General features: G+C 59.8%; 20 protein-coding genes. 14 read left to right on the forward strand and 6 right to left on the reverse strand.

Translation table 11 applies throughout. From position 1 onward, the window contains the following. Positions 1-185 precede the first annotated feature (185 nt). Complete coding sequence (gene pdxB / locus AC1D19_RS12905) at positions 186-1,328, forward strand: 4-phosphoerythronate dehydrogenase PdxB (protein ID WP_477754633.1); 1,143 nt, start codon at positions 186-188, stop codon at positions 1,326-1,328. Positions 1,329-1,431: 103 nt separating this feature from the next. On the opposite strand, the gene AC1D19_RS12910 is transcribed toward pdxB, so the two are convergent. Further along, the gene (locus AC1D19_RS12910; RefSeq protein ID WP_126046427.1) at positions 1,432-1,611 is read right to left on the reverse strand and encodes a PA1571 family protein; all 180 of its coding nucleotides are present in this window, start codon (positions 1,609-1,611) and stop codon (positions 1,432-1,434) included. Between the two features lie 251 nt (positions 1,612-1,862). Here AC1D19_RS12910 and AC1D19_RS12915 point away from each other — a divergent pair, with 251 nt between their 5' ends. Further along, complete coding sequence (locus AC1D19_RS12915) at positions 1,863-3,638, forward strand: ABC transporter transmembrane domain-containing protein (RefSeq protein ID WP_477763580.1); 1,776 nt, start codon at positions 1,863-1,865, stop codon at positions 3,636-3,638. Between the two features lie 68 nt (positions 3,639-3,706). Continuing rightward, entirely contained in the window at positions 3,707-4,747 is a 1,041-nt protein-coding gene (locus tag AC1D19_RS12920; RefSeq protein ID WP_477763433.1) for a Fic family protein, read from the forward strand. Between the two features lie 54 nt (positions 4,748-4,801). Here AC1D19_RS12920 and AC1D19_RS12925 read toward each other — a convergent pair whose 3' ends face one another. Beyond that, positions 4,802-6,730, reverse strand: coding sequence for a transglycosylase SLT domain-containing protein (locus AC1D19_RS12925; protein WP_477754635.1), 1,929 nt, complete (start codon positions 6,728-6,730; stop codon positions 4,802-4,804). A gap of 215 nt (positions 6,731-6,945) precedes the next feature. On the opposite strand from AC1D19_RS12925, the gene AC1D19_RS12930 reads away from it, so the two are divergent. Then, positions 6,946-8,865: an ATP-binding cassette domain-containing protein gene (locus AC1D19_RS12930; protein ID WP_477754636.1), complete on the forward strand. Its 1,920-nt coding sequence runs from the start codon at positions 6,946-6,948 to the stop codon at positions 8,863-8,865. Positions 8,866-8,984: 119 nt separating this feature from the next. On the opposite strand, the gene AC1D19_RS12935 is transcribed toward AC1D19_RS12930, so the two are convergent. Further along, on the reverse strand, positions 8,985-9,425 hold the full coding sequence (locus tag AC1D19_RS12935) for a universal stress protein (RefSeq protein ID WP_477763434.1): 441 nt from the start codon (positions 9,423-9,425) through the stop codon (positions 8,985-8,987). 104 nt (positions 9,426-9,529) lie between these two features. On the opposite strand from AC1D19_RS12935, the gene AC1D19_RS12940 reads away from it, so the two are divergent. The 7 genes from AC1D19_RS12940 (at position 9,530) to AC1D19_RS12970 (ending at position 18,085) form a co-directional block, all read left to right on the forward strand. Continuing rightward, positions 9,530-9,967 (forward strand): hypothetical protein, encoded by a 438-nt coding sequence (locus tag AC1D19_RS12940; RefSeq protein WP_477759919.1) that lies wholly within the window; start codon positions 9,530-9,532, stop codon positions 9,965-9,967. Positions 9,968-10,573: 606 nt separating this feature from the next. Next, a complete protein-coding gene (gene fadB / locus AC1D19_RS12945) occupies positions 10,574-12,721 on the forward strand; it encodes a fatty acid oxidation complex subunit alpha FadB (RefSeq protein ID WP_477763435.1) in 2,148 nt (715 codons plus the stop codon). A gap of 29 nt (positions 12,722-12,750) precedes the next feature. Further along, positions 12,751-13,926: an acetyl-CoA C-acyltransferase FadA gene (gene fadA / locus AC1D19_RS12950; RefSeq protein WP_053160736.1), complete on the forward strand. Its 1,176-nt coding sequence runs from the start codon at positions 12,751-12,753 to the stop codon at positions 13,924-13,926. Positions 13,927-14,025: 99 nt separating this feature from the next. Then, a complete protein-coding gene (locus AC1D19_RS12955; protein ID WP_477754640.1) occupies positions 14,026-14,262 on the forward strand; it encodes a DUF1653 domain-containing protein in 237 nt (78 codons plus the stop codon). Between the two features lie 114 nt (positions 14,263-14,376). Next, entirely contained in the window at positions 14,377-17,004 is a 2,628-nt protein-coding gene (gene topA, locus AC1D19_RS12960; protein ID WP_477754641.1) for a type I DNA topoisomerase, read from the forward strand. 228 nt (positions 17,005-17,232) lie between these two features. Continuing rightward, entirely contained in the window at positions 17,233-17,757 is a 525-nt protein-coding gene (locus AC1D19_RS12965) for a DUF6586 family protein (RefSeq protein WP_477763436.1), read from the forward strand. A gap of 94 nt (positions 17,758-17,851) precedes the next feature. Further along, on the forward strand, positions 17,852-18,085 hold the full coding sequence (locus AC1D19_RS12970) for a hypothetical protein (RefSeq protein ID WP_223442005.1): 234 nt from the start codon (positions 17,852-17,854) through the stop codon (positions 18,083-18,085). Between the two features lie 93 nt (positions 18,086-18,178). Here the strand turns inward: AC1D19_RS12970 and sulA are convergent, their stop codons facing one another. Then, complete coding sequence (gene sulA / locus AC1D19_RS12975) at positions 18,179-18,655, reverse strand: SOS-induced cell division inhibitor SulA (protein WP_477755311.1); 477 nt, start codon at positions 18,653-18,655, stop codon at positions 18,179-18,181. Positions 18,656-18,665: 10 nt separating this feature from the next. Next, complete coding sequence (gene lexA / locus AC1D19_RS12980; RefSeq protein WP_007995278.1) at positions 18,666-19,274, reverse strand: transcriptional repressor LexA; 609 nt, start codon at positions 19,272-19,274, stop codon at positions 18,666-18,668. 229 nt (positions 19,275-19,503) lie between these two features. On the opposite strand from lexA, the gene AC1D19_RS12985 reads away from it, so the two are divergent. From AC1D19_RS12985 to AC1D19_RS12995, 3 genes are all read left to right on the forward strand, one after another. Further along, positions 19,504-20,211, forward strand: a complete 708-nt coding sequence (locus AC1D19_RS12985) for a TetR/AcrR family transcriptional regulator (RefSeq protein WP_477763437.1) — start codon at positions 19,504-19,506, stop codon at positions 20,209-20,211. 158 nt (positions 20,212-20,369) lie between these two features. Beyond that, positions 20,370-21,380 carry a beta-N-acetylhexosaminidase gene (gene nagZ / locus AC1D19_RS12990; RefSeq protein WP_477759921.1) on the forward strand — a complete coding sequence of 337 codons (1,011 nt, stop codon included), beginning with the start codon at positions 20,370-20,372 and terminating at the stop codon, positions 21,378-21,380. A gap of 12 nt (positions 21,381-21,392) precedes the next feature. Continuing rightward, complete coding sequence (locus tag AC1D19_RS12995; protein WP_477763438.1) at positions 21,393-22,130, forward strand: S-methyl-5'-thioinosine phosphorylase; 738 nt, start codon at positions 21,393-21,395, stop codon at positions 22,128-22,130. 138 nt (positions 22,131-22,268) lie between these two features. Here AC1D19_RS12995 and AC1D19_RS13000 read toward each other — a convergent pair whose 3' ends face one another. Then, positions 22,269-24,962: an SNF2-related protein gene (locus AC1D19_RS13000; RefSeq protein WP_477763439.1), complete on the reverse strand. Its 2,694-nt coding sequence runs from the start codon at positions 24,960-24,962 to the stop codon at positions 22,269-22,271. Positions 24,963-24,966: the final 4 nt, after the last annotated feature.

A 24,966-nucleotide genomic window follows, 5' to 3' on the forward strand; every position in this document is an offset into this window, starting at 1 on the left:
AAACGTCCAAAAGGTGTTGATGCACAGGCGCGCATTCTACGCGTTGACGCGGCAGTCAGGAAAAGACCCGTGTTGTGGATTTGTAATCAACCCTCTGTAGGAGCGAGCTTGCTCCTACAGAGAGATGCGTCTAGGCGCGATGCGTCATCTACGCCTACACTGCCGATCCGCCAAAGGAGCCTGCCATGCTGATTGTTGCCGACGAAAATATCCCCCTGCTCGATGCCTTCTTCGAAGGCTTCGGTGAAATCCGCCGGGTGCCGGGTCGTTCCATTGACCGTGCCACGGTCGAACAGGCCGATGTGCTGTTGGTGCGTTCGGTGACCAACGTCAATCGCACGCTGCTCGAAGGCAGCAAGGTGCGTTTTGTCGGTACGTGCACCATCGGCACCGATCATCTGGACCTGGATTACTTTCAGCAGGCCGGTATCACCTGGTCCAGCGCACCGGGCTGCAATGCCCGCGGCGTGGTCGACTATGTGCTCGGCAGCTTGCTGACCCTGGCCGAAATCGAAGGCGTCGACCTGACCCGGCGTACCTACGGCGTAGTCGGTGCCGGCGAAGTGGGCGGGCGATTGGTCAAAGTCCTGCAGGGTCTGGGCTGGAAGGTGCTGGTGTGCGATCCGCCACGGCAGGCCGCTGAAGGCGGTGACTACGTCAGCCTCGAGCAGATCATCGAAGCGTGCGACGTCATCAGCCTGCACACGCCGCTGACCAGGCAGGGACAGCTATCGACCTGGCATTTGTTCGATGAGACACGCCTGAACCAGCTCAAGTCCGGCACCTGGCTGATCAATGCCAGTCGCGGACCGGTGGTGAACAACACGGCCCTGCGCGATGTGCTGCTGGAGCGCGAAGACCTGCAAGCGGTGCTCGATGTGTGGGAAAACGAGCCTGAAGTCGACGTGGCGCTGGCCGAGCTGTGCGTGCTGGCAACGCCGCACATTGCCGGTTACAGCCTCGACGGCAAGCAGCGGGGGACCGCGCAGATTTATCAGGCGTATTGCGACTTTCTCGGGCAGCCGGCCCGCGTCAGCCTGAGCGATTTGCTGCCGGCACCGTGGCTGTCGCACGTGACCCTGAATGCGCAAAGCGACCCGGCCTGGGCCTTGGCGATGCTGTGCCGTGGCGTATATGACCCGCGTCGTGACGATGCGGATTTCCGTCGCAGCCTGGTCGGCAGTGTCAGCGAGCAGCGTGCGGCATTCGATATGCTGCGCAAGCAATACCCGTTGCGCCGGGAGATCGACGGATTGCAGGTGCGGATCGAAGGTGAATCGCCTGAGTTGCTGGGGATTGTGGCAGCGTTGGGGGCAACACTGGTTTAAAGACCGACTTGCCCGTGAAGGGCGCGACACAGTCCCGGATTGGATTAAGCAGGCATAAAAAACCCGGCCAACCATGGGCCGGGTCAAGAAGACGGTGGCTATATCACTCTTGTTCGGCAGGTTTGACCAATCGCTTTTCCAGTTCGCTGCAAGCTTTCTGGATCATTTTTTCAGTGATCGGTACTTCGCGACCCTGCTCGTCAATAATCGAGCAACCCAGAGACTGGTCTGGTTGCGTGCGGATCACTTGAATCTTGTCATCGCTGCTGTGTTGCAAGGACATGGCCTGTCTCCTCATCAGGTTGTGTGCTTACTGTAGAACCGCCAGGTGACCGGGCTATGACAACTCCCTGCGATCTTTCCGGGCGGACAGAAACAGTCCACCAGAAATGCCTTCGCGTGGCTAGCCGAACTTTAGACCAATAGCGTCTAGCCTCTAGTGTTGGTGGACATAATTAACCTGACTCATTGTGATTTGCAGCGAGCCACCCCATTGAGCGGTGTAGGCTGACCCTAATGACTGCTTTGTCCTGGATGATTGCGATGCTCTCTGCCCGTCACCGCCGTGCTGTTCGCCTGGCTCGTCGTTTCATCGCGCCGTATCGCTGGCAGGCCTTTGGCGCCTTGCTGGCGCTGATCGCCACCGCCGGCATCACCTTGTCCATGGGGCAGGGCATTCGCCTGCTGGTGGACCAGGGGTTCATGACCCAGTCACCGCATCTGCTCAATCAATCCATCACGCTGTTCATGTTGCTGGTCATGGGGCTGGCAATCGGTACGTTTGCGCGGTTTTACCTGGTGTCGTGGATCGGTGAACGCTGCGTCGCCGATATCCGGCGCAACGTGTTCAATCATCTGATTTACCTGCACCCGGGGTTTTACGAAGACAATCGCAGCTCCGAAATCCAGTCACGCCTGACCGCCGATACCACGCTGCTGCAATCGGTCATCGGTTCTTCGCTGTCGTTGTTCCTGCGCAATCTGTTGATGGTGATCGGCGGAATCGTCTTGCTGTTCATCACCAACCCCAAGCTCACCAGCATCGTGGTGCTGGCCTTGCCTTTGGTGATCGCGCCGATTCTGATCTTCGGCCGGCGGGTGCGTAACCTCTCGCGCCTGAGTCAGGACCGGATTGCCGACATCGGCAGCTATGTTTCCGAAACCCTGGGCCAGATCAAGACCGTGCAGGCCTACAACCATCAGGCCGAGGACGAGCGCCGGTTTGCCGTGACCGTGGAGGAGGCGTTCAACACCGCACGCAAGCGCATCTTCCAGCGGGCCTGGCTGATTACCCTGGTGATCGTCTTGGTATTGGGCGCGGTCGGGGTGATGCTCTGGGTCGGTGGCATGGACGTCATCGCCGGGCGAATTTCCGCCGGCGAGCTGGCGGCGTTCGTGTTCTATAGCCTGATCGTCGGCAGCGCGTTCGGCACCTTGAGCGAAGTGATTGGCGAATTGCAACGGGCAGCCGGCGCGGCCGAGCGGATTGCCGAGTTGCTGCGTTCGGAAAACATCATCCTGCCGCCGGTGGCAGGCGCGGTGACACTGCCGGACCGGGTCGACGGCCAACTGCAACTGCAAAATGTGCGTTTTTCCTACCCGTCGCGGCCGGAAAGTTATGCCGTCGACGGCTTGAGCCTGACTGTAAATGCCGGTGAGACGCTGGCGCTGGTCGGGCCATCGGGGGCCGGAAAATCGACGGTGTATGACTTGCTGCTGCGTTTTTACGACCCGGCCGAGGGACGGATCCTGCTCGATGGCGTGCCGTTGACTCAACTCGATCCGCTGGACCTGCGTCGCTGTTTCGCCCTGGTGTCGCAAGCCCCGGCACTGTTTTTCGGCAGCATTGAAGAAAACATTCGCTACGGCAGTCCGAAGGCGACTTTGGCCGAGGTACAGGAAGCGGCAAAAATCGCTTATGCCCATGACTTTATCGAAGCCATGGCCAACGGTTACCAGACTCATCTGGGGGACGGTGGTCTCGGCTTGTCCGGTGGTCAGCGCCAACGTCTGGCCATCGCCCGCGCGTTGCTGGTGGACGCCCCGATCCTGCTCCTCGACGAAGCTACCAGCGCCCTCGATGCCCAGAGTGAACACCTGATCCAGCAGGCGCTGCCGAGCCTGATGAAAAACCGTACCACCCTGGTAATCGCCCATCGCCTGGCCACGGTGAAAAACGCCGACCGAATTGCGGTGATGGACCAGGGGAAACTGGTGGCGGTGGGCACGCATCAGGAGCTGATTGCCAGCAATGCGTTGTATGCGCGGTTGGCGGCGTTGCAGTTCAGTGATGGACATGAAGCGGCATGAATGACTACTGATGAATGACGCCCGGTTCGGGCATTATGTCGTCCTCTGTCATGAGCCCGGATGAGGATATGAGCCGTTATCAACCACCGTTGACCTTGACGACAAAAATGTTGTCGCTGATCGCCGATATCAGCGAACAGATCGGTCAGCTTACGGCGATGGACGAACGCCTGCAGACGCCTCAGTTACGTCGTGGCAATCGGATTCGAACGATTCAGGCTTCTTTGGCCATCGAAAATAATACGCTGAGCATCGAGCAGGTGACTGCCGTTCTGGCAGGGCATCGTGTGCTGGGGTTGCCTCGGGAAATCCAGGAAGTACGAAATGCGTTTGCTGCTTACGAAGCCATGCCTGATTGGCAGCCAAGCAGCCGGGCCGATTTACTGCGTGCCCATGAATTGCTGATGGGCGGATTGATTGATGATTACGGGCAGTTTCGTCGATCCGGCGTGGGTATCTATCGTGGCGATAAGTTGCTCCATATGGCGCCGCCGCCGAGTCGCGTTTTGCACTTGATCGACGACTTGTTGGCGTGGCTTGGTGCCTCGGATTGGCATCCGCTGATTACCAGCTGCGTCTTTCATTATGAGTTCGAGTTCATCCATCCCTTCGCTGACGGTAATGGACGTATGGGACGCCTTTGGCAAACCCTGATACTCAGTCAGTGGCGCCCGGCATTATCATATTTGCCGGTTGAGGCGGTGATTCGGGATCAGCAGGAGGCGTACTACGCGGCATTGTCGGCGGCCGATCATTTGGCCGAATCAACGCCGTTCGTAGAGTTCATGTTGCAAGCCATGAGCCTTGCACTATCGGAGGCGGTACGGGGGGCAGAAATCGACCCAGTAAGCGACCCAGTAAGCGACCCAGTAGAGAAGTTGCTTTCTGTATTGCATCTTAACGGTCCGCGTAAGATCAGTGACCTGATGGCTGACATCGGATTGGTGCACAAGGCGACGTTTCGGGCTAACTATCTCAGGCCGGCATTAGCGGTCGAATGGATAGAGATGACCCATCCCGAATCGCCAAGTAGTCCGGCACAAAAGTATCGCCTGACCCCGCTCGGAAAACAGGTCTTCGCACAGCTCAAATCGGCGAAGAAACACTGAGTAATAAAAAAGCCCGCATCTGTGATACGGGCTTTTTTTGCGGGTCGATTTGAATCATTGATCGTCGAAAAACCGCTCATGCCAATCCACTATCGGCTGTGGCGCATTGAGCTTCTGACCGTAGATCACCGAGTACGACAACACGTTTTGCACGTACTGGCGGGTTTCGTCGAACGGGATGCTTTCCACCCACACGTCGAAACTCAGGTGGTCCGCACCACGCAGCCATTGGCGTACGCGGCCGGGGCCGGCGTTGTAGGCGGCGGAGGCGAGGACGCGGTTGCCGTTGAACTGGCTGTGCACCTGGCTCAGGTAGGCGGCACCGAGCTGGATGTTCTTGTCCGGATCGAACAGTTGCTGTGGCGAGCTATAGGGAATGCTGAACTTGCGTGCGGTTTCCTTGGCGGTGGCCGGCATCAGTTGCATCAGGCCCGAGGCGCCGACCCCGGAGCGGGCGTCGTCCATGAACGCACTTTCCTGGCGGGTAATGGCGAACGCCCAGCTCGGATGCAGGCCGCGGTTTTTCGCTTCACGGACCAGGGTCTCGCGGTGAGCCATCGGGAAGCGGATATCCAGGTCATCCCAATACTGCGCCTGACTGATGGTGCGGATCGCCGGGAAGTACCATTTCAGGTCGTAGGCCAGTTTCGCCTGGGCGACCATTTCGTCGCGGCTGAAGTGACGGCTGACGTAATACCACTCGCGACGGCCATCGACGATCTGCCCGCGGGCGTGCAGCTCCAGGGCGCGGCGTACGCCGGGCGTGTTACGCACCTTGTTGATGGTGGCTTGGCTGAGCACCAGCGGTTTGTTGAGCAAAGAGTAGGGCGACTGGGAGCGATCGGCGGCGAGGAAACCATAGAAGTCGCGTTCGCGGGCCAGGCTTTTATAGAGCGTCTGCGCTTGCGGATTCTGCGGTTGCGCCAGTTCCAGGCTGCGGGCCTGCCAGTAACGCCAGCGGTTGGTGGTGGCCAGGTCCTGGGGCAGGCGGCGGGTCAACTGATAGGCGTCGTCCCAGCGCGCCAGGCGCAGGAGCAGGCGCAAGCGCCATTCGGAAACCGTGTTGTCGCGCAGCTCGGGGTCGTATTTGGTCATGACGTCCAGTGCACGGCTGTCGAAACGTCGTGCGAGGGTCAGGCCGATTTCCCGGGCGATCGCCACTTTTTCATCCCGGGAGAAGTGCATGCTACTGGCGTAACCGTCGAGCAGGTCCATGGCCTTGTCCGGGTCCTGGCGGGCCAGGCGGCGCAGGCCGAGGCTGACCACATCGGACATGGCTTCATCGGCCGGGGTGAAGCGTGACGGCTGGTTGAGCAGTTCCGGTTTCTGCGCGACGTCCACCAGCAAGCGACCGCGAGGGGCGAGGGCGGTCATGCCGTTGACCAGGCTGTTGGCCAGCGGGTAGTTGCGCGTCTGGGCGGCGAGTTTGGCGCGCTCCCAGCGTTTTTGCTCGGTCAACTGGCCTTCGGCGGCCCACATGCCGAACAGCGTGTCACAGGCGTCGGGTTGGGACTTGCCGGTCAGCCAGAGCTTTTCCGCGTTGGCGTTGCCTTCGGCCTTGAGACCGTGGCTGAGCTGGTACTGCGCGTTCAGGCAGTCCAGTTCGGTAAAGTTCATTTTCGGGTCGTAGTACTTGACGAAGGTCGCCCAGTCGCCCCGATCCGCCAGCCAGCGCAACCAGCGCAGTTTCATCCAGTTGGCCTGGGGCAGGTCGCCGTGTTCGGCGAGGAATTTCTCGATTTCGGCGTTGCTCGCGGTTTTCAGGCGCGCGGTCAGCTCGTCGTAGGCCAGGTAGGGTTCCAGCGGATAATCGGCGAGGGCCTGGCTGTAACGGAAATACGGGCCACTGTCGCCCTTGGCCAAGGCGCGTTTGGCTTCATCGTAATACTGGCGTTGGGTGGACAGGTCCACCGCCTGGACGGATTGAACGGCAGCGGCAGACAGTAAAAAAACAGATAAAAGATTGAAAAGGCGACTGCGCATGAGACGTCCGGGCAGAGAAAAATCATGACAAGCGCGGGCCAGACCCGCGCTGAATTGTCTGTAGCTTAGCCTTTTGCCAGCAGCCGGTGAAAGCTTTGCGGGTCTTCCCGCGTCAGTTCGCAACATTTGTCATGCAGAGTGCTACGACAGCGAAATTGCCGGCCTTCTGAAGCCTCAAGTCAGGTAGAATGCGCGCCCGGTTTTTGGAGAAGCTCATGACCCTGCTCAAATTCAGCGATGTGTCCCTTGCTTTCGGCGCTATGCCGTTGTTGGACAAGGTGTCCTGGCAGATCGCCCGTGGTGAGCGGGTGTGCATCATCGGCCGCAACGGCACTGGCAAGTCCAGCATGATGAAGCTCGTCAAGGGCGACCAGAAGCCCGATGACGGCTCGGTGTGGCGTGCCCCCGGTCTGAAAATCGGCGAATTGCCGCAAGAATTGCCGGTGGCCGACGAGCGGACCGTGTTCGATGTGGTGGCCGAAGGCCTGGACGGCGTCGGTGCGTTGCTTGCCGAGTATCACCACCTGAGCCAGAACTGCGTCACCGACGCCGACCTGGACAAGCTGATGCACGTCCAGCACGACCTCGAAGCCCGTGACGGCTGGCGTTTGCAGACTTTAGTCGACAGTACCCTGAGCCGCCTGCAACTGCCGGCCGACAAGACCCTCGCCGAGTTGTCCGGCGGCTGGCGTCGTCGCGTCCTGCTGGCCCAGGCCCTGGTGTCCGAGCCGGACCTGCTGCTGCTCGACGAACCGACCAACCACCTGGACATCGGTGCCATCGCCTGGCTTGAAGAAGCATTGAAGGATTTCCAGGGCGCCGTGCTGTTCATCACGCACGACCGTTCTTTCCTGCAGAACCTGGCCACCCGCATCCTCGAACTGGATCGCGGCGGCCTGATCGACTGGAACGGCGACTACGCCAGTTTCCTCGTGCACAAGGAAGCCGAACTCGCTGCCGAAGCCACCGCCAATGCGTTGTTCGACAAGCGCCTGGCCCAGGAAGAAGTGTGGATTCGTCAGGGTATCAAGGCCCGTCGCACCCGTAACGAAGGCCGCGTACGTGCCCTCAAGGCTCTGCGTGTCGAGCGCAGCGAGCGTCGTGAGCGTACCGGCAAGGCCAATATCCAGCTGGACACTGCCGACAAGTCCGGCAAGCAAGTGATGGTGCTCGAGAACGTCAGCTTCGCTCACCCGGGCGGCCCGTTCCTGATCAAGGACTTCTCGATGGTGTTGCAGCGCGGCGACCGTATCGGTCTGCTCGGCGCCAACGGTACCGGCAAGACCACGCTGCTGAAGCTGATGCTCAGCGGCCTGCAACCGACCAGCGGCAAAGTGGAAGAAGGCACCAGGATCGATGTCGCCTACTTCGACCAGTTGCGTCATCAACTGGATCTGGAAAAAACCGTAATCGACAACGTGGCCGAAGGTCGCGACTTCATCGATATCGATGGTCAGAGCCGCCATGTGCTGAGCTACCTCGGCGACTTCCTGTTCAGCCCGCAGCGTGCGCGCACGCCGGTCAAGGCGCTGTCCGGTGGTGAGCGTGCCCGTCTGTTGCTGGCCAAGTTGTTCAGCAAGCCGGCGAACCTGCTGGTACTCGACGAACCGACCAACGACCTCGACGTTGAAACCCTCGAACTGCTCGAAGAAGTCTTGCTGACCTTCAACGGCACCGTACTGATGGTCAGCCACGACCGGGCATTCCTCGACAACGTGGTCACCAGCACCCTGGTCTTCGAAGGTGAAGGCAAGGTTCGCGAGTACGTCGGTGGCTACCAGGACTGGCTGCGCCAGGGCGGCTCGCCGCGCCTGCTGGGCGTGACCGAAAGCAAATCCGGCAAGGCCGACCTGAACTCCGCGGTGGTGAAGGCCGAGCCTGCGCCGGTTGCGGCGGCCGTCGAAGCGCCAGTGGCGAAGAAAAAGCTCAGCTACAAGTTGCAGCGCGAACTGGAAGCGTTGCCGGGGCAGATCGAAGCCATGGAGCAACAGATCGCCGCCGTTGAAGCACAGATGGCGGATGCGGGCTTCTATCAGCGTCCTGCTGCCGAAACGGCTGCGGTGATTGCTCAGCTGGAGCAGTTGCAGGCTGAGCTCGACATCATGGTCGAGCGTTGGGCCGAGCTGGATGCCTGATTGATCCGGTAACAAAAAAAGCCCGGCGCTCAGTGATGAACGCCGGGCTTTTCATATGCAATGCAATCCTTGTAGGAGCTATCGCAGCCTGCGGCAGCTCCTACATGGGTTTTGTGTTGTCAGCTTTTGGTTTGCAGGCGCACAGCAAGCACATCGCAAGGCGCGCCATGCAGCACGTCATTGGCGGTGGAGCCCAGCAGCAGTGCCAGGCCGTGCCGGCCATGGCTGCCCACCACGATCAGGTCGCAGGTTTGCTCCTTGGCCATCTGGTGAATTTCCTGGCGTGGCTGGCCGTAGGTCAGGTGGCAGTTGGCGCCTTCGAGTTCGGCGTATTTGTGCTTGAGGCGCTCCAGTCGCTCCTTGGCCTGATCGAACTGCTGCTGTTGCAGTTGTGACAGGTCCATCGGCACGTCGCCGCCGAAGGCCATGGCCATCGGCTCGACAATGTGCACCAGTGACAACTTCGCGCCGTTGCTCACCGACAGTTCGCGAGCGCGGTGGATCACAGGGTCGCACTCTTCGGTCAGATCTACAGCGACCAGAATATGGTTGTAGGGCATGAGGTGCTCCTCCTGAGGGATGCAATATTGGTAAGTATGGCTGGTTTCAAGCGCATTGGTTCCAAAGTGACACAATGGGCTCATTCAAATTCGGGAGTACAGATATGACGGTCTGGATAGTGGTGTCAATCCTGCTGGTGGTACTTAGCCCGCTGGCATGGTTGCGCCCCTCGCGCGCCCAGAGTGGGCGTATCGCCCTGCGGATGGAGGCCCGGCGCATCGGCCTGGCCATGCAACTGGCGCCCCAGCAATGGCCGCACTGGCTGAGCCAGGAGCCGCCGAGCCCCTGCGCCCAGTACCATCGCCCGCGACGTGGCAGTCAGCCGGCGTGCTGGAGTTACTGGCAAAAATCACCGGGTGTCTGGGTGAATCAGTGGCAGGAAATCTGTGAAGATCGGGCGCTGCTCGATCATTTCGAAAAATTGCCAGGCAATGTCTTCAAGGTCGAGGCCGACAAGCAAATAATCGCCTTGTATTGGGGCGAGAAGGGCGAGGCCGAGGTGTTGCAACAGATCGACGCCATCCTCAAAGCCCTCGCTTAAGCCGACTCCCCCTGTAGGAGCTGGCTTGCCAGCGAAGACTATTTCACATTCAACAAAAATGTTGAGCGAACTACCGTCTTCGCTGGCAAGCCAGCTCCTACGAAAAGCTTTTTGCAGGCAATAAAAAGCCCGACAAAATCATCGGGCGGGTTGGCCAGGCAGGCCGGTAAATCGGTGTTGGCTGATCTTACGCTGGGCATTCGCCAAAAGCGTTCACAATTTTCCCCCTGGTTTCGCCAGCGTAGCGTGTTAAACACGGGCTGCAGCGAATTAGGGCGAATTTTCTAACAATTGATTCTATGAATGACCTTGCATGCTCAAACGTGTTTAAGGTCTTCGCAGTACGGAAATGACCGGAAAGTCGCGTTTCAACCCGTTTTTCAGGCGATTGACAATTGTCGGAAATTCCGTGAAGGTGACGTACCCAAATCAAACGGGCGTATGAATTGAGCGTTTGTATTTCAGACCGCTCCTACAGAATCCCGACTATCGCGTTGGCGGGTGTGCCGGGGGAATGGGCGTAGCATTGACGATCAACGTCCCTGCCAAGCCATTCGCCTGCGTCCGACGTGTACTGTTCAGCTTCCATATCGTGGAGATCAGTTGATGATTTACGAAGGTAAAGCCATCACGGTTAAGGCTCTTGAAAGTGGCATCGTCGAACTGAAGTTCGATCTCAAGGGTGAGTCCGTCAACAAGTTCAACCGTCTAACCCTGAACGAACTGCGTCAGGCCGTAGACACCATCAAGGCAGATGCTTCGATCAAGGGCGTGATCGTCAGCAGTGGCAAGGACGTGTTCATCGTCGGCGCCGACATCACCGAATTTGTCGACAACTTCAAGCTGCCGGATGCAGAACTTGTTGCTGGCAACCTCGAAGCCAACAGGATTTTCAGCGATTTCGAAGACCTCAACGTCCCGACCGTCGCCGCAATCAACGGCATCGCGCTGGGTGGCGGTCTGGAAATGTGCCTGGCGGCGGACTACCGCGTCATGTCCACCAATGCCAAGATCGGCCTGCCGGAAGTCAAGCTGGGTATCTACCCGGGCTTCGGCGGTACCGTGCGCCTGCCGCGCCTGATCGGTGCCGACAACGCCATCGAGTGGATTGCCGCCGGCAAGGAAAACCGTCCTGAAGACGCGCTGAAAGTCGGCGCTGTCGACGCAGTGGTTGCTCCTGAGCAGCTGCAGGATGCCGCGCTGGAACTGATCAAGCGTGCCATCTCCGGCGAGTTCGACTACAAGGCCAAGCGCCAGCCGAAGCTGGAAAAGCTCAAGCTCAACGCCATCGAACAAATGATGGCTTTCGAAACCGCCAAAGGTTTCGTGGCCGGCCAGGCTGGCCCGAACTACCCGGCGCCGGTTGAAGCGATCAAGACTATCCAGAAAGCCGCGAACTTCGGTCGCGACAAGGCGCTGGAAATCGAAGCGGCCGGTTTCGTCAAACTGGCCAAGACCTCTGCTGCGCAGAGCTTGATCGGCTTGTTCCTGAACGATCAGGAACTGAAGAAAAAGGCCAAGGCCTACGACGAAATCGCCAAGGACGTGAAGCAGGCCGCCGTACTGGGCGCCGGCATCATGGGTGGCGGTATCGCCTATCAGTCGGCTTCCAAAGGCACGCCGATCCTGATGAAGGACATCAACGAGCACGGTATCGAGCAGGGTCTGGCCGAAGCCGCCAAGCTGCTGGTTGGCCGCGTTGATAAAGGCCGTATGACCGCCGCGAAAATGGCCGAAGTGCTCAACGGCATCCGTCCAACCCTGTCTTACGGCGACTTCGGTCACGTGGACCTGGTGGTGGAAGCGGTCGTCGAGAACCCGAAGGTCAAACAAGCGGTACTGGCTGAAGTTGAAGACCAGGTCAAGGAGGACACCATCCTGGCGTCCAACACCTCGACCATTTCCATCACCTTGCTGGCCAAAGCCCTCAAGCGTCCGGAAAACTTCGTCGGCATGCACTTCTTCAACCCGGTGCACATGATGCCGCTGGTGGAAGTGATCCGTGGCGAGAAGTCCAGCGAACTGGCCGTAGCGACTACCGTTGCCTACGCCAAGAAAATGGGCAAGAACCCGATCGTCGTCAACGATTGCCCGGGCTTCCTGGTCAACCGCGTCCTGTTCCCGTACTTCGGCGGTTTCGCCAAACTGGTCAGCGCCGGTGTGGACTTCGTCCGTATCGACAAGATCATGGAAAAGTTCGGCTGGCCGATGGGCCCGGCCTACCTGATGGACGTGGTCGGCATCGACACCGGTCACCACGGTCGTGACGTGATGGCTGAAGGCTTCCCGGACCGCATGAAGGACGACCGTCGCTCGGCCGTCGACGTGCTCTACGAAGCCAAGCGCCTGGGCCAGAAGAACGGCAAGGGCTTCTACGCCTACGAGACCGACAAGAAAGGCAAGCAGAAGAAAGTGGCCGACCCGTCGGTACTGGAAGTGCTCAAGCCGATCGTTTACGAGCAACGCGAAGTCACCGACGAAGACATCATCAACTGGATGATGATCCCGCTGTGCCTGGAAACCGTGCGTTGCCTGGAAGACGGCATCGTCGAAACCGCCGCCGAAGCCGACATGGGTCTGGTCTACGGTATTGGTTTCCCTCCATTCCGTGGCGGTGCGCTGCGCTACATCGACTCGCTCGGTGTGGCAGAGTTCGTTGCCCTGGCTGACCAGTACGCTGATTTGGGCGCGCTGTACCACCCGACCGCGAAGCTGCGCGAAATGGCCAAGAACGGCCAGAGCTTCTTCGGTTAAGCGCCCCCAACTAGAGTGAGAGTGAACTTATGAGCTTGAATCCTAGAGACGTCGTGATTGTCGACTTCGGTCGTACTCCGATGGGCCGCTCCAAGGGCGGCATGCACCGCAACACCCGCGCCGAAGACATGTCGGCGCACCTGATCAGCAAACTGCTGGAACGCAACGTCAAGGTTGACCCGAGCGAAGTCGAAGACGTGATCTGGGGCTGTGTGAACCAGACCCTGGAGCAGGGCTGGAACATTGCGCGCATGGCGTCGCTGATGACCCAGATCCCGCACACCTCGGCCGGCCAGACCGTCAGCCGCCTGTGTGGCTCGTCCATGAGCGCTCTGCACACAGCTGCGCAAGCGATCATGACCGGTAATGGTGACGTCTTCGTGGTTGGTGGCGTCGAGCATATGGGCCATGTGAGCATGATGCACGGTGTCGATCCGAACCCGCACATGTCGCTGTACGCGGCGAAAGCCTCGGGCATGATGGGCCTGACCGCGGAAATGCTGGGCAAAATGCACGGCATCACCCGCGAGCAACAGGACGCTTTCGGCGTGCGCTCCCACCAACTCGCCCACAAGGCGACCGTGGAAGGCAAGTTCAAAGACGAAATCATCCCGATGCAGGGCTACGACGAGAACGGTTTCCTGAAAACCTTCGACTACGACGAAACCATTCGTCCGGAAACCACCCTGGAAAGCCTGGCGGCCCTGAAGCCGGCGTTCAATCCGAAGGGCGGCACCGTGACAGCCGGTACCTCGTCGCAGATCACCGATGGTGCCTCGTGCATGATCGTGATGTCGGCGCAGCGTGCACAGGACCTGGGTATCCAGCCTCTGGCGGTGATTCGTTCGATGGCGGTGGCAGGTGTGGATCCGGCAATCATGGGCTATGGTCCAGTACCGGCCACACAAAAAGCATTGAAGCGCGCAGGTCTGGGCATCTCCGACATCGACTTCTTCGAGCTCAACGAAGCTTTCGCCGCACAGGCCCTGCCAGTGCTGAAAGATCTGAAAGTGCTCGACAAGATGAACGAGAAGGTTAACCTGCACGGCGGCGCGATCGCCCTGGGCCACCCGTTCGGTTGCTCCGGTGCGCGTATCTCCGGCACTTTGCTCAATGTGATGAAGCAGAATGGCGGCACCTTCGGGGTGGCCACCATGTGCATTGGTCTCGGCCAAGGCATCTCCACCGTCTTCGAACGCGTTTAAGCGTCTCGTTGATGGAAGCCGGGGCCAAGTGCCCCGGTTTTTGTTTTTCCGGATTTATTTTTGTTTTTATTTTGAAAACATTTGAGTGAGGGCCAAAGCATGCCGATACAACCTGGGCTCTACCAACATTACAAAGGTCCGCAGTACCGCGTATTCAGTGTTGCGCGGCATTCGGAAAGCGAAGAAGAAGTGGTCTTCTATCAAGCCCTGTATGGCGATTACGGCTTTTGGGTGCGTCCCTTGAGCATGTTCCTGGAGTCCGTCGAGGTTGACGGCGAACAGGTGCCACGCTTTGCTTTGGTGCAGGCCGAACCGAGCATTTTTCCGCAGCCATAAGGGGAGTGCGCGCAGAACCCTGCGCTTGACCTCACCTTGTAGCCACTATATATAGCGGTGCCGCGTCAGGCGCCAATCGCCTTTCACTTCTCGAATTCAGGAATTTTCTGATCCATGGGCAAATCGCTGGTCATTGTGGAATCCCCGGCTAAGGCCAAGACCATCAACAAGTATTTGGGCAACGAATACGTGGTGAAGTCGAGTATCGGCCATATCCGAGACCTGCCCACCAGCGGTTCGGCTAGCGCCAGCAAAGAGCCAGCCGCCAAGCGCGGCAAGGCTGCTGCGGGTGAAGTGCCGGCACTGTCGCCGAAGGAAAAAGCGCGCAAGCAGCTGGTCGCGCGCATGGGTGTCGATCCGGATCATGGCTGGAAAGCCAAGTACGAGATCCTCCCGGGCAAGGAAAAAGTCATCGAAGAGCTGCGCCGGCTCGCCAAAGATGCTGACACCATCTATCTCGCAACCGACTTGGACCGCGAGGGGGAAGCCATTGCCTGGCACCTGCGCGAAGCCATCGGTGGTGACGACAGCCGCTACAAGCGCGTGGTGTTCAACGAAATCACCAAGAAGGCGATTCAGGAAGCCTTCTCAAAGCCGGGCGAGCTGGATATCGACCGCGTCAACGCCCAGCAGGCGCGTCGTTTCCTCGACCGCGTCGTGGGTTACATGGTTTCACCGCTGCTGTGGGCCAAGATCGCCCGTGGCCTTTCCGCCGGTCGCGTGCAGTCGGTTGCGGTAAAACTGGTGGTTGAGCGCGAGCGCGAAATCCGTGCGTTCAACCCGGAAGAATACTGGGAAGTCCACGCTGACCTCGGCACCGCCAAGGGCGCGACTGTGCGCTTCGACGTGGCTCGCGAGAAAGGCGAAGCCTTCAAGCCGCTCAATGAAACCCAGGCCATGGCCGCGCTGGAGAAGCTCAAAGCTTCCAGCTACAGCATCGTCAAGCGTGAAGACAAGCCGACCAGCAGCAAACCGTCGGCACCGTTCATCACTTCCACCCTGCAACAGGCCGCAAGCAACCGCCTGGGCTTTGGTGTGAAGAAAACCATGATGATGGCCCAGCGTTTGTACGAAGCCGGCTACATCACCTACATGCGTACCGACTCCACCAACCTTTCGGTCGATGCGGTGGCGATGGCGCGTACCTATATCGAAGGCGAGTTCGGCAAGAAGTACCTGCCGGAGACCCCGAACGTCTACAGCAGCAAGGAAGGCGCACAAGAGGCTCACGAAGCGATTCGTCCCTCCGACGCCAATACCGAGCCAAGCAAGCTATCGGGCATGGAGCGTGACGCTGAGCGCCTCTACGAACTGATCTGGCGCCAGTTCCTCGCTTGCCAGATGCTGCCGGCGCAATACCTGTCGACTACCGTCACCGTGGGTGCCGGCGACTTCGAGCTGCGCGCCAAGGGCCGCATCCTCAAGTTCGACGGTTACACCCGTGTCATGCCGCAAATCGCCAAGCCGGGCGACGACGATGTATTGCCGGACATGGCCCAGGGCGACGCGATGAAGCTGATCAAGCTTGATCCGACCCAGCACTTCACCAAGCCACCGGCACGTTACTCGGAAGCCAGCCTGGTAAAAGAAATGGAAAAACGCGGCATCGGTCGTCCTTCGACCTACGCGGCGATCATTTCGACCATCCAGGACCGTGGTTACGTGGCGCTGCACAACCGTCGTTTCTACTCGGAAAAGATGGGCGATATCGTCACCGAGCGTCTGGCCGAGAGCTTCTCCAACCTGATGGACTACGGCTTCACTGCTGGCATGGAAGAGCATCTCGATGACGTGGCCCAGGGCGAACGCGACTGGAAAAACGTGCTCGACGAGTTCTACGGCGACTTCAAGAAGAAACTCGAAGTAGCCGAAAGCCCGGAAAGCGGCATGCGTGCCAATCAACCGGTGATGACCGACATCCCGTGCACCACCTGCGGTCGTCCGATGCAGATTCGTACTGCGTCGACCGGCGTGTTCCTCGGTTGCTCGGGCTACAGCCTGCCGCCGAAAGAGCGCTGCAAGGCCACCGTCAACCTGGTGCCGGGCGATGAAATCGCCGCGGACGACGAGGGTGAGTCGGAGTCGCTGGTGTTGCGTGGCAAGCATCGCTGCCCGATCTGCAGCACGGCGATGGATGCCTACCTGCTCGATGAGAAGCGCAAGTTGCACATCTGCGGTAACAACCCGGATTGCGATGGCTACGAAATCGAAGAGGGCACCTATCGCATCAAGGGCTATGAAGGCCCGAGCCTGGAATGCGACAAGTGCGGTAGCGAAATGCAGCTCAAGACCGGCCGTTTCGGCAAGTTCTTCGGTTGCACCAACGCGACCTGCAAGAACACGCGCAAACTGCTGAAGAGCGGCGATGCGGCACCGCCGAAGATGGACCCGGTGAAGATGCCTGAGCTGAAGTGCGAAAAGGTCAACGACACCTACATTCTGCGCGACGGTGCATCCGGTCTGTTCCTGGCGGCCAGCCAGTTCCCGAAAAACCGCGAGACCCGTGCTCCGCTGGTGATGGAAATCATCCCGCACAAGGATGAGATCGATCCGAAGTATCACTTCCTCTGTGAGGCGCCGAAGAAAGATCCGGATGGTCTCCCGACTGTGATTCGTTACAGCCGCAAGACCAAGGAACAGTACGTGCAGACCGAGGTTGACGGTAAGCCCACTGGCTGGAAAGCGTTCTACGACGGCGGCAAGTGGAAAGTCGAAGACAAGCGTCCGGCTGCCAAGGCTTAAAGCCGCCGACCCTGTAGGAGCTGGCTTGCCAGCGAAGGGTCCCTTGAGTCATGCGCCGAACTTGCGGACGCCTTCGCTGGCAAGCCAGCTCCTACAGTGCGCAAGGCCGCATGAGAACCTTCGGGTTTTCATGCGGCCTTTCTTGTTTTGGGCTTGCGGTTGGATCGGCTGATCCACGACACTGTCCAACCTGCGTGAAGCAATTATTTCGTTGTGGAGGCTGCCGTCATGGCCCACGAACTTTATACCCGCACCAATCAGAAGATTTATTTCGCCGGCCTGTCGCTGGAAGCACTGGCCCGCACTGAAGAGGGGCGGGCGATGAATTCGCTGGCGCTGATCCAGGCGGGACGCGAATCCGCTCTGTTTCACCTGTACGGCGCGCTGTTGGGGCTGTGTCACGAAATCGCCGGTTACTATCGCTTGCCTCAGGCCAATGCGCCCCGTGCAGAGTTATTGCTGACTCGCGAGGTGCTGGATACCATCGCCATTCCGGAAATGGCTGAGCTGGTCGAGCTGGCCAATAACCCGGAGACCTGGCTGGCCAAACTCCTGGCCGCCCATGCTGCGCTGTTTCAGCCGCCGCGCGCGCCGCACAAGCCGAAAGGGGACGTGACCCAGCCACTGATCCTGGCTGTCAACCTGGATGAAGAGGATGCGCCGGAAGAGCTGAGTCGGGAGGAGCTGGAGAGTTGGCGTCAGAACCTGAAAGCATTGGCGATCCGGTTTCGTGAAGGGTTGAACGAGTGCTGACGCACACATTTGGGTAATGACATCTGGTCAAGATCCCAAGCGAAGCCCGAACGATGCCTATATAATCCCCGCCTTTCGTGGAGAACAGTCCTTTATGCCAACGTCCTTTCTAGAAATTGTCGAGTTACCAGACGGCCGTATCGAGCTGCGCAGGGCCGAGGACGAGGGTTCTCTGGTTACTTTGGATTTCTCCGAGGACGCCAAAGCGTTCCTGCAAGGACAGCACGTGGAAGTCGCCAAGGCGATGTTGAGCGTGGGTGTTCAGATGGCGGGTCGCCTGGTTGAAGGCGAATTCGAAAAGGAAGAGGGGTCGCGGGTTCTTCATTGATCCCCGTCTGTCGTTTTTCTTGATATCGCTACCCATCGGCTTCTCTGTCTCTGGAGAAGCCTCGCGCGGTGAAGCACACGTTTTGTCTGTCAGTCAGCCCAGTCGAATATTCAGGCTCTGAGCGTCCCCGGTGCGGGCGGCGCTGATCAGTTGTTGCCGCGATTGCGGGCTCAACGGGTTGATCCAGCTGACCACCGTGTGGCTGCGACCCAGACGCAGCGCTTCGCAGGTCAGTTGCTGGGCGCTCTGGGTGCCCCGCGGTTGCAGCAACAGAATGCGCTCGCGGTTGAGGCCGGCATCTCGCAACCAGGCTTGAGTCAGGCTGGCGGGTGGCGCGATCAGTGTCAGCCAGCGTGCATCCTGGTCCTGGCTCAATTCCCTGAGGATCGGTGCCAGCAGGCTCAGGCAGTTCCCGGTTGCACCACGCAGTGACAGCTCGCTGAAAACGTCAGGTTCGGCGCTCCAGGGGGACTCGACTACGTCTTTCAGAATCGGCGCCAATGGCTGCGCCATGAACGCTTCGAACAACGGCAGTTGGGTTTGCTGTGGTGATGGCTGTGGGAACTGCATGGTGCCTCCTTTAGCGGCGAATGACGCCGACACTCAAGCCTTCGATCACCAGTTCCTGGTCTTGAAGGTTCACTTCAATCGGGGCGAACTCGGGGTTCTCGGCGATCAGCCAGACTTTGCTGCCGTCACGCTTGAAGCGCTTGACGGTCACTTCGTCGCCGATTCGCGCCACCACGATCTGGCCGTTACGGGCTTCGCGGGTGGTGTGGACCGCCAGCAGGTCACCGTCGAAAATGCCGATATCCTTCATGCTCATCCCATGGACGCGCAGCAGGTAGTCGGCGCGCGGATGGAAGAAGGCGGGATTGATGTTGCAGGACTCTTCGATGTGTTGCTGCGCAAGAATCGGGGCGCCGGCTGCGACCCGGCCAATGATCGGCAGGGTGGAATCGTCGGCCTTGGCTTCGAAGCCGGGGATGCGAATGCCACGGGAGGCGCCAGGCGTCATCTCGATTGCACCCTTGCGGGCCAGTGCCTTGAGGTGTTCTTCCGCCGCGTTGGGTGATTTGAAACCCAGTTCCTGAGCGATTTCCGCGCGGGTAGGTGGATAACCGTTGTCTTCCAGGCAGCGTTTGATGAAGGCCAGAATCTCGGCTTGGCGTGGCGTCAGCTTTAGCATATTGATCGCTCTGTTTTTTTATACAGTGACTGGGATTATATACAGTGAGCCGGTCTTGGCAATGCTCCTTTTTTTAATGGCCGCCGGACGGTCAATCAGGCAGTGGATTGAAGCTTCGCTGTTGTGTGGTTAAATGTCTGACCGACCATTCCCGAAACGAACTGCCAGGCTTGACAAGGCGCAGGCTGAAACGTATGTTTCAAACAAGTGTTTGTCAGGCGGAGTAGCCATGGCCCAGTCGGAAACCGTTGAACGCATTCTCGATGCTGCCGAGCAGTTGTTCGCGGAAAAAGGTTTCGCCGAAACCTCGTTGCGCCTGATCACCAGCAAGGCCGGTGTCAACCTGGCGGCGGTGAACTATCACTTCGGTTCGAAGAAGGCGTTGATCCAGGCGGTTTTCTCGCGGTTCCTCGGGCCGTTCTGCATCAGTCTCGATAAAGAGCTGGAGCGGCGCCAGGCCAAACCTGAAATCAGGCCGACACTCGAAGAGTTGCTGGAAATCCTCGTCGAGCAGGCTCTGGTGGTGCAGCCGCGCAGTGGCAACGACCTGTCTATCTTCATGCGTTTGCTGGGACTGGCGTTCAGTCAGAGCCAGGGGCACTTGCGTCGTTATCTGGAAGACATGTACGGCAAGGTGTTCCGCCGCTACATGATACTGGTCAACGACGCGGCACCGCGTATTCCGCCCATCGAACTGTTCTGGCGCGTGCACTTCATGTTGGGTGCTGCGGCGTTCAGCATGTCCGGTATCAAGGCCTTGCGGGCGATTGCTGAAACCGACTTCGGCGTGAATACCTCGATCGAGCAGGTCATGCGTCTGATGGTGCCATTCCTGGCCGCGGGCATGCGTGCCGAATCCGGTGTGACTGACGCGGCCATGGCCACTGCCCAGTTGCGTCCACGCAGCAAATCGACACCGGTTGCCGCCAAGGTTTAACCGCACACGGGTGGGCGCGGCAGCCGACATCCGCTAAGCTAGCCGCCCATGCCGACTCTCGTTCTGAACCCGTTTTCCATTGATATCGCCGACCTGCCGGGCACAGCGCCCGGCGGCGAATTCGTGTGGGCCGGGTTTTCTGTTATCAAGGAATTTTTATGACTGCTGGCTTGCAAGGCTCGTTGATGGTGGACGTCGCCGGTACCTGGCTGACGGCTGAAGATCGCCAATTGTTGCGCCAGCCCGAAGTGGGCGGCCTGATCATCTTTGCCCGTAACATCGAGCACCCACGCCAGGTGCGTGAATTGAGTGCGGCGATCAGAGCCGTCCGTCCCGACTTGTTGCTGGCTGTGGACCAGGAGGGCGGTCGTGTGCAGCGCCTGCGCCAGGGTTTCGTGCGCTTGCCCGCCATGCGCGCCATCGCCGACAACCCGAACGCCGAGTACCTGGCCGAGCAGTGCGGCTGGATCATGGCGACCGAAGTGCTGGCCGTCGGCCTGGACCTGAGCTTCGCCCCGGTGCTCGACCTCGATTACCAGCGCAGTGCGGTGGTGGGTACCCGTTCGTTCGAGGGTAACCCGGAGCGCGCCGCTCAATTGGCCGGTGCATTCATCCGCGGGATGAACAGCGCAGGCATGGCGGCCACCGGCAAGCATTTCCCCGGTCACGGCTGGGCGGAAGCGGATTCCCACGTCGCGATCCCGAATGATGAGCGCAGCCTCGACGAGATCCGTGCCAACGACCTGGTGCCGTTTGCCAAATTGAGCAAGCAGCTGGCCGCGGTCATGCCGGCCCACGTTATTTATCCACAAGTCGATACCCAGCCCGCCGGTTTCTCCCGCCGCTGGTTGCAGGACATCCTGCGTGGCGAGTTGCAGTTCGACGGGGTGATCTTCAGTGACGACCTGTCCATGGCGGGCGCCCACGTGGTCGGCGATGCCGCCAGCCGTATCGAAGCGGCGCTGACTGCCGGTTGCGACATGGGCCTGGTGTGCAACGATCGAGCGGCCGCCGAACTGGCCCTGAGCGCTGCGCAACGCCTGAAGGTCAAGCCTTCCGAGCGCATTGCGCGGATGCGCGGCCAGTCGTTCGCCAGCACCGAATACCGTCAGGACCCGCGCTGGCTGGCCGCTGTCGGCGCGCTCAAAGAAGCTCAATTGATTGATTAAGGACTGTTCGTTATGACGGTTTACGCGATTATCGGTGGTACTGGCCTGACTCAACTCGAAGGCCTGAGCATTCGCCAGTCACTGGCAGTGGACACGCCTTATGGTGCACCTTCGGCCGACATTCAGATCGGCGAGTATGCCGGCAAGGAAGTGCTGTTCCTCGCCCGTCACGGTCATCCCCATCGTTTTCCGCCGCATCAGGTCAACTACCGCGCCAACCTCTGGGCGCTGAAGCAGGCAGGGGCGCAAGCGATTCTCGCAGTCAATGCCGTGGGTGGAATTCATTCCGCCATGGGCACCGGGCACTTCTGCGTGCCGCATCAGTTGATCGACTACACCAGCGGTCGTGAGCACACCTACTTTGCCGATGACCTGGAACACGTCACCCATATCGACTTCAGCTACCCCTACAGCGAACCGTTGCGCCAGCAACTGATCGCGGCATTGGCGGCGGAAGGTGTGGGCTACAGCAGTCATGGCGTGTATGCGTGCACTCAAGGGCCGCGCCTGGAGACAGTGGCTGAAATCGCCCGGCTGGAGCGCGATGGCTGCGACATCGTCGGCATGACCGGTATGCCGGAGGCCGCCCTGGCCCGGGAACTGGAACTGGATTACGCCTGTCTGGCGCTGGTGGTGAACCCGGCGGCGGGCAAGTCGACGGCGGTGATCACCATGGCCGAAATCGAGCAGGCGTTGCATGACGGCATGGGCAAGGTGAAATCGACATTGGCGCGGGTGCTCAAGGGCTGAGTTCACTCGACACCGAGTGGCTTCCTTCGCTGGCAAGCCAGCTCCTACAGTGTCGCGTCGAATACAAATTCTACGAACGCCACTGAACCTGTGGGAGCTGGCTTGCCAGCGAAGAGGCCGGTTCAGGCGCCGCAAATCTCAGCGTTTTTCGAGGTTTTCCGGCAGCGGCGCAAACAGCGCTTCGATATCATCGCCCTGCAGTTTCCAGTCCCCGGCCTTGCGCCCATCCAGCACGCCGGCCGCGAGGTCGGATTTTTCCTTTTGCAGGTGCTGAATCTTTTCTTCCACCGTGCCGCGCGCAATCAGTTTATAAACGAACACCGGCTTCTCCTGGCCGATGCGATACGCCCGGTCAGTCGCCTGGTTTTCCGTCGCCGGGTTCCACCACGGATCGTAATGAATCACCGTGTCCGCTTCGGTCAGGTTCAGGCCAACGCCACCGGCTTTCAGGCTGATCAGAAATATCTGACGTTTGCCGCTCTGGAATTCCTTCACTGGCGTGCGGCGGTCGCGGGTCTGGCCGGTCAGCAGGGCGTAGGCCACGCCGCGTTTGTTCAGTTCGTCTTCGATCAGCGACAGCATTGAAGTGAACTGCGAGAACAGGAGGATCCGTCGACCTTCTTCGAACAATTCCTCGAGCATTTCCATCAGGCTGTCGAGCTTGCCTGACGTGCTGCCACGGCTTGGCAGGGTCGCCTCGTTGACCAGGCGCAAATCGCAGCACACCTGGCGCAGTTTCAGCAGCGCTTCGAGAATGATGATCTGGCTGCGGGCCACGCCTTTGCGGGTGATCTCGTCGCGGACTTTCTTGTCCATGGCCAGGCGCATGGTTTCGTACACGTCGCGTTGGGCCTCGTTGAGTTCGACCCAGTGGATGATCTCGGTTTTCGGCGGCAACTCGGTGGCCACCTGTTCCTTGGTGCGGCGCAGCAGGAAAGGTTTGATCCGGCCGTTGAGGTGCTGGAGCCTGACCTCGCTGGTGCGTTTTTCAATCGGCACGCGGTAATCGCGGTTGAAGCTTTTGACGTCGCCCAACCAGCCGGGCAAGAGGAAGTGAAACAGCGACCACAGCTCGCCCAGATGGTTTTCCAGCGGCGTGCCGCTCAGGCACAGGCGTTGCCGGGCATTGAGCTCACGGGCAGCCTGGGCGGCCTTGCTGCTCGGGTTCTTGATGTATTGCGCTTCGTCCAGCACCAGTATGTGCAAGGGCTGCGCCGCCAGGCGTTCGACATCCTTGGGCAGCAGCGCATAGGTGGTCAGGATCAGATCGTAGTCAGCCAGCTTGTCGAAGTGCTTTTTGCGGCTGGCACCGTATAGCGCCAGTACCTTGAGCTGCGGCGTAAAGTGCGCCGCTTCGTCGAGCCAGTTGGGAATCAGGCTGGTCGGCATTACGACCATGCACGGCCGATCGAGGCGGCCGGCGTTTTTCTCGCTCAGAACATGCGCCAGTGTCTGCAGGGTTTTGCCCAGGCCCATGTCGTCCGCGAGAATTCCACCCACTTCCAGTTGTCGCAGCGACTGCATCCAGCTCAAGCCTTCGAGCTGATACGGACGCAGCGTCGCATTCAGGCCGTCCGGGGCGGCGGCCGTGTGGTCCTTGATGTCGCGCAGCCGCTGGGCAAGGGTGCGGATCTGTTCGCCACCCTCCCACAGTAGTGGCATGTCTTCCAGCGGGTTCAGGCGCGTGGCATCGGCCTTGCTCAGGCGCAGCGTGGTGTCGCCGGGCTCCTGCAGGTAGAACTCGCCGAGGGTGGCCAGCACCGGCTTCAAGCGGCCGAAGGGCAGGGCGACTTGCAGCGGGCCGTACTCGGAGTTCGGGCGATTGGGGATGTTGACCAGGATCAGCTCGTCGTCGCGGCGTCGGGCCAGGCGTTCCGGGTTGAGGATTTCGGTGTGGGAGCGCATCAGGTTGAGCAGGATCGGCAACAGGCTCAGGCGTTCGCCGTTGACGATGATCCCCAGTTCCAGGTCGAACCAGTCGCGCTCCGGTGCCTGTTCGACCGTGGCGTACCAGTCGTCTACCGCCGTCAGGTCGAAACCGAAGTCCTCGTCGATCTGCAATTCCCAGCCCTGGGTGCGCAACTTCGGCAGTTCATTGAGGGTAAAGGTCAGCCAGGCGCTGTCATTGACCATCTCGAACAGCTCGCCGGCACTTTCCGGCAAGGCCTTGCTTTGCCGGGTGGCGACTTTGAAACCGAGGATTCGCAGCTGTTCCCGGTAGGACTGTTCCACTTCCGGGTGGCGTTTTATCCGCAGCGTCTGGGTTTCCTGACGAATCAGGATGTCGGAGTTTCTCTGCCCGGACACGTACTCGTCCAGGTAGCTGAAAGACAGCGCCGCCCGATGCTGAATGTACCGCTGCATTCGGCCGTTGCGCGGTTCGAACGCGCTGAACTCGATGCTGGCCAGCCACAGGCGCGGGACGGGCTGCACATTGTCCACCAGCACTTGCGGCGGGGCTTTCGGGCTGCGGTTTTCCAGGACTGCCTGGAGTTTTTCCAGAAGTTCGGCGTCTTTGGCGGCAGCGGGGTAGTCGAGGGTTTCCTGCACTTGCAGGAGCACCGCTGCGCAATGTTTGCAGTTGATGTGGACCGGGCAGGAGCAGGTGGCGTCGACCATCAGCAGCGTGCCCTTGGCTGACTCGCGCAGGCGAATGGTCTGACGGTAAACGTTACTGCCAGAGCCTTCGCAGGCGGCAATGATCGTGGCGTCGCCGGCCTCGACGATCCTGACACGATTCTCCAGCGCGTAACGGCGACCACGCTCCAGGCTCTGTTCCTTGAATCGGCTGACCCAGGATGGTGCCAGGGGTTTGCTCAGGGTCGCGGACATAGGG

The sequence above is a fragment of the Pseudomonas sp. P1_C12 genome (assembly GCF_056406435.1).